The following is a 6,229-nucleotide window of genomic DNA, read 5'->3' on the forward strand; positions in this document are numbered from 1 at the left end:
CGACTTGTGATCCTTTTTCCCAACTGCAAGATCAACCTTGGCTTACACATCCTGCGGAAGCGGGAAGATGGCTTCCACGACCTGGAAACGGTCTTCTACCCCCTGCCCCTCGAAGATGCGCTGGAAGTGCTCACCACCACCGAGATGATCTTCAGCCAGAGCGGCATAGAGATACCCGGCGACGCTACCGAAAACCTGTGCGTGAAGGCTTACCAGCTGCTGAAAGCCGATCACCCCCAACTGCCTCCCGTGCATATGCACCTGCACAAACACATTCCCACGGGAGCCGGCCTCGGCGGCGGCTCTTCAGACGGCGCCTTCACCCTGAAACTGCTGAACGAAAAATACAACCTGAACATACCGGCGCAAAAGCTGGAACAGTACGCCGCCGTCCTCGGCAGCGATTGCCCCTTCTTCATCCGCAATACCGCCTGCTTCGCCAGTGGCCGCGGGGAGATCATGGAGCCCCTGCAGCTGGACCTCAGCGGCTATTCCTTCCTGCTGGTGCATCCCGGCATACACGTTAATACCGGCTGGGCCTTCTCCCGGTTGACGCCCGGCCCCCCGGCCATACCGCTGCGCGAAATAGACTGGCAGGACGTGCTATCCTGGAAAGACCGGCTGACGAATGATTTTGAAGATGTGGTGCTGGCCGCCTACCCCGCCATCGGCGCGATCAAACGGAAAATGTACGACACCGGCGCGGTTTACGCAGCCATGAGCGGCAGCGGCTCGGCGGTGGTGGCGATCTATCCGAAGAACAGCATCCCGGTATTGCAATGGGAAGAAGGTTACCGGGCATTTGAGGTTCCCTGAAACAGGTTCTTTTTTAACCCTCCCCTCCTTTTTTGAATCAGAAAACGCTAATGGAGAATTATTCACTTTTCGTATCTATGGGTATGCCATGGATATGCTATGGATGATCCATGGATAATCCATGGGTAATCCCCGGATTTGATGCGGATGTGGCAGGGAGAAGGGATGGGTATGGGGCAAAAAATTAGCCGGCCTCTGCAAGAACCGGCTAATACTTATCTAAAAATGAACATCTCTTATTTCACAGAAGCAACAAGGCTTTTGAACGTTTCGGGTTCGTTCATTGCCAGGTCGGCCAGCACTTTCCTGTTAAGACCTACTTGCTTTTCTGACAATTTGTGAATGAACTCGGAATAGGTCAGGCCTTCTGCCCTTGCCGCAGCGTTGATACGGGCGATCCAGAGCTGGCGGTAATTCCTTTTCTTCAGTTTGCGGCCAACATAGCTATATGTAAGGCCCTTTTCCAGAACGTTCTTGGCAACCGTATATACGTTCTTACGTTTCCCGTAGAAGCCTTTCGCTTGTTTCAGGATCTTTTTTCTTCTGGCTCTGGACGCAACTGCGTTTACTGAACGAGGCATGTTATGCTTTTTAAAACTTGTTTAATAAATTGATTAAAATCAGCGCAGTACGAGCATACGCTTCACCAGGTTCAGATTGGCATCTGCTACCAGGCTGCTACCTCTCAGAGAACGCTTTCTTTTGTTAGACTTCTTCGTCAACAAGTGACTTTTATAAGCCTTCGGGCGTTTGATAGCTCCGCTTCCGGTCACCGTAAACGTCTTCTTCGCACGGCTATGAGTCTTTACTTTAGGCATCTTACATTGAATTAAGGTCTGCAAAGGTAGGTAATTATTTTAAAAATAACGCAGCGCAGCGCAAAAATTGTCCACATTCCCGTTTTCCACAAAAAAAAGTTAACAACTTTTCCACCCGGGGTAATTAGTTGAATCTCAAATTGCTCATACTTTATAAACAGCAATTAAGCTCAAATTATCTATTTGAGGAAATTTTCTATTTTTGCAGTTAACCATATTATCATTAATTTTAATTTAGTTTTATTTAAAATTTATTCCATATCTACCGAACCGAATTAACCGAAAGCCTATGAAACCGATCCTCTACACCTGTATCTCTGAAAGCCTGCTGAAAGGCTTCTCCTGTTCACAAACGTATAATAATAATGTAATGCCGCTGGCATCCGGAGTGTAACGCCTATCCCTGCGTTGCCCTGCCTATGTTTCACCTAACGTTTGCGACAATGAGAAGATTTCTACTCCTATTATCCATCCTATGTTCTGTATTTATATCAAAGGTACAGGCACAAGAGCCCAGGCTCACCGCTCCGAAGAACGTGTGTCTGAACGGGTATGCCACCATGCATGCCTTTCTGACCAGCGGCACGGAAGACCTGGTGAACTGGGAAATTACTTACCCCGACGGGACCGTACTTGATCACAGGATTACCTGGCAAGATAATTATCCGGACGACCATCATCCCGACTTCAGATATATGAGCCCCGGCGCGGGACAGTCTGTTACTTTTGAAGTCAGACAGGTAGGTACCTACACGGTCACCATCAGGATCCGGCGCGATGGCAACTGGTCAGAAGAACGTACCAAAACATTCACCTCCTACGATTGTACGATGGATGAGTGCGAAGGTACTTTTACGCCGGCCACCAACTTCAAGGAAACGTTCGGCACCTTCTACTCCGGCGCGCCCCGCAGGCAGGTAGAAGCGCCCGCCACCATTACCTATAACTTTCTGGCAAGCGGCGAGCTGGCGGATGATCAATATAGTATTTATTATAGTGCAAGGTTAGGCGGCAAGGCGCAATGGGATAACGTGTTCGACCACACGGATAACGGCTACGGCGGCATGCTTATCGCCAACTCCTCCAACACCCCTAAACTCTTCTACAGAAGACCGGTCAACAATCTTTGTCCCGGTGCGAAATATAACTTCTCCGCATGGTTCATCAACCTGAACTCGCTGGAAGTACTGAACAATGTCTGCCAAACGGAAGACTACCGCTATGCCGGCGTAACGTTCATTGTGCGGAACGCCAGCGACAACAGCATCATCAAACAGTTCAATACCTATGATGTATCGATGGACCTCTCCCGGAACCTTTCGGGAGATCATCGTTTAACAGGCTGGCAACAATTCGGCGGTACCGTAACACTGGCCCCCGGTGAAGAGAATGTGATCGTAGAGATCATGAACAACAACCCCGGCGGTTGCGGTAACGACGTTGCGGTGGATGATATCGAATTCGTATTCTGCGCGCCGAAAATTTATTCTTATATAGATGGCCTTGGTGTGGATAACGACATGGTGTGCCCCGGAGCCGAGCTGACCATCACTTCCAAAATAGAACCCGCAGATTATTTTGAAGATCCCGTGTATGTATGGGAAATGAACAAGAACGGCGCCGGATGGGGACCGATCACCGAACCGGGTTATACTTATCCGAATGGTGATTCTATCCTGCACATCGGGCCCGGCGTATTACAGGAACTGGATTACATACAGTACCGGCTATACGTATTTGAAAGAAATAACGTCAATACAAGAGGATGCTACACGCCCGGGAACATGGTAACGATCAGCGTGCCCGAGCTGCCAACGATCATCGCGTCCCGGCCGCGAATATGCCGGGGAGATACCACCACGCTTACCGCCACGCCCCTGGAAGGGCCTGGCATTACCGGTTATGAGACCTTCGAGTTTACCGGTCCGAATATTCTCACCTGGCCCACGCTGCCCGCGCCGAAAGACAAAGTAATGGTAACACCCGTTGTCACCAGCACCTATGAAGTAACGGGCAGTATCCTGTACGGTCAGTATGGTAACGGCCAGCCGCGCGTCTGCCAGAAGGAAGCGAACATCACCATTGAAGTAGACCAGCCGCCAACCGTTAACGTCGGGCCGGATCAACGTGTCTGCGTAAACGAGCCGATAACCCTGGATGCGGGCGCCGCGAACGCCGTATACCCCATCCTCTGGCAACCAACAAACGCCACCACGCAAACCATCACGGTGAACGCCCCCGGTGTGAGCAGCACGCAGGCATACCGTGTAACGGTGACCAATGGCGAATGTAAAGTAAGCGACACCGTGAATATTACCGCGGTGGCTTATCCTGAAGCCACCATCGTCAGCCAGGCAGCCTTCTGTAATACCAGCCCTATTCCGCTGGTAGCAGTGGAACCTGATCCCGGCTATTCCGGCGAATGGACCATCGTTGGCGACGATCATGGCGCCAGCATCGATGATCCCACCTCCTACGATAACGCCCTCCTGCTGAACATGCCGTTTGATCAGCCCGTAACCGTAAGATGGACGGTAACAGCGGACGGCACCGATTGTTCCGATTACGCGGAGCAGGACATTATACGGGAATCCAGGCCGGTATCAACACCTGGCCCCAACCAGACAAGCTGTACCAATGTGTTCACCCTGGCGGCGAATGCACCGGCAAACGCCACCATGCAAGGCACCTGGAGCGTTTCGGGAGCCGGCTCCGTGACCTTTGGCGATATTCACGACCCGAACACCACCGCTACCATTACCAGCGGTGTAGGGATCGTAACGCTGGCCTGGACCATGGCCAAGCTGAACAGCCCGTCCGCCTGCGGACCCGATACCAAAACGATGACCATCCGGTATGTAGACCCGCCGACCCTGACGATCAACAGCACCGATATATCCAGCTGCCGCGGCGCCGGCGGATTCTACCGCTTCGAGATCCCGTACACCCAGACCAATGCGCAGGTGTTCGATCTGGAGGCTGTAGGCCCCAACCCCCTGCCCGGCTTTTCCAACATCACCAACAGCGCTTTCGTAACTCCGCTGCGGATCACCTATCCGGCCAGTACGCCGGCAGGCACTTATACTTTCCGCATGGTAGCGAGAAGAACGAACCTTGCCACCTGCGAAGTGGAAACCTTCTTCTCGGTAAGGATCGAAACGCCTTCAACGCTCAGTTCGGTAAGCTCCAACGAGAATACCATATGTATAGGAAATTCCGCTACGCTGACCGTAACCGGCACCTTAGGCTCCAATGCGCAATGGGTTTGGTATGAAGGTGGATGCGGATCGGGAACATCGATAGGCTCCGGAGCATCCATTACGGTATCTCCCACCAGTTCCACCACTTATTACGTGAGAGCGGAAGGTGGCGGACCATGCGCGAACACAGCCTGCGGCTCCGTTTCAGTTACGGTGAACCAAAGGCCCGCATTTCCCGATGCCGGTGTAGATCAGGAAAACTGTAACAACCCGCTGTTCGTACTGGATGCCGAGACGCCGAACGTCGGCACCGGCAGATGGACATTGCCGCCAGGCGTTACCTTCGTCTCCGGCAGCATCCTTAACCCGAAATCGACCGTATCCGTACCCGTAGGCCAGACCGTTGCGCTCGGATGGACCGTCGTCCTCGGCAAATGCGTTGTGGGCCCCGATACCGTGCTGCTGACAAACCTGGCGCCGATAATTAACAATGTAATTGAAGAAGATCAACTGATCTGCTCCGGCGATCAGCCTGAAGAGATCACCGCCGTAGGCACGCCAACCGGCGGCAACGGCTCCTATACTTACCAATGGCAGCGCAGCACCACGAGCGCAACAAGCGGTTTCATGAATATCGGTTCCGCAACCGGCATCAACTACCAGCCGCCTGCCCTGACGCAGACCACGTGGTATAGAAGAGTAGTGACCAGCGGCGCATGTACTTCCAACAGCAACGCTGTGGAGATCACCGTTTCCACCGCAGTGCCAAACATTGTGTCCACTCCGCCGGATACTTCCGTTCAATGCTATACCGGTACCGACTATACGATCTATTTCGGCACACCGCAGTTCGATCATCCGGAAGGACTGGCGATCGACGTAACCTATGCGGACGTGGTGACGCCGGCAGCATGCGGCCAGACCATTACCCGTACGTGGACGGCGACAGACGCCTGTAACAAGACCACCACTACTTCGCAGACGATCACGGTTATTGACACGATCAAACCCTGGCCCGTAGGCCCGACGCCTGCGGACACGACGGTTTCCTGCGATGCGGTGCCTGATCCGGTCACGTTCCCTGTGTCCGATAACTGTTCAGCGGATGCGGATGTGGATACGGTGTTTACTGAAACACGCATCAATGTCACCTGCGCCAACACTTATGAGCTGTTGAGGGAGTGGACGTTGACGGACGAGTGTGGTAATGACACGGTTATCAGCCAGCGGATTTATGTGATCGATACTACGCATCCTGTTGTGGTGGGCCCCGCTCCTGCTGATACTACGGTATCCTGCGACGCGGTGCCTGATCCGGCTACCTTCCAGGTATCTGATAACTGCTCCGTGGAGGCCAATATTGACACGTCATTTGTTGAAACCCGCACCAACGGT

General features: G+C 52.9%; 4 protein-coding genes. 2 read left to right on the forward strand and 2 right to left on the reverse strand.

The window, feature by feature from the left end:
- Positions 1–6: 6 nt before the first annotated feature.
- Positions 7–816, forward strand: coding sequence for a 4-(cytidine 5'-diphospho)-2-C-methyl-D-erythritol kinase (gene ispE, locus CCY01nite_RS25420; protein ID WP_146867375.1), 810 nt, complete (start codon positions 7–9; stop codon positions 814–816).
- Positions 817–1,052: 236 nt separating this feature from the next.
- Here the strand turns inward: ispE and rplT are convergent, their stop codons facing one another.
- A complete protein-coding gene (gene rplT, locus CCY01nite_RS25425) occupies positions 1,053–1,397 on the reverse strand; it encodes a 50S ribosomal protein L20 (protein WP_146867376.1) in 345 nt (114 codons plus the stop codon).
- A 39-nt stretch (positions 1,398–1,436) separates the two neighbouring features.
- Complete coding sequence (gene rpmI, locus CCY01nite_RS25430) at positions 1,437–1,634, reverse strand: 50S ribosomal protein L35 (RefSeq protein WP_109700507.1); 198 nt, start codon at positions 1,632–1,634, stop codon at positions 1,437–1,439.
- Between the two features lie 443 nt (positions 1,635–2,077).
- On the opposite strand from rpmI, the gene CCY01nite_RS25435 reads away from it, so the two are divergent.
- Positions 2,078–6,229, forward strand: a 4,152-nt coding sequence (locus CCY01nite_RS25435; protein WP_146867377.1) for a DUF8696 domain-containing protein, incomplete at its 3' end; no start/stop codon positions are given.

It is taken from the genome of Chitinophaga cymbidii, from assembly GCF_007992715.1.
GTDB lineage: Bacteria > Bacteroidota > Bacteroidia > Chitinophagales > Chitinophagaceae > Chitinophaga > Chitinophaga cymbidii.

What these genes read in the sequence shown, in the direction of transcription:
- rplT (WP_146867376.1), bottom strand. Translation starts at nt 1,397, where the DNA reads ATGCCTCGTTCAGTAAACGCAGTTGCGTCCAGAGCCAGAAGAAAAAAG.
- rpmI (WP_109700507.1), bottom strand. Translation starts at nt 1,634, where the DNA reads ATGCCTAAAGTAAAGACTCATAGCCGTGCGAAGAAGACGTTTACGGTG.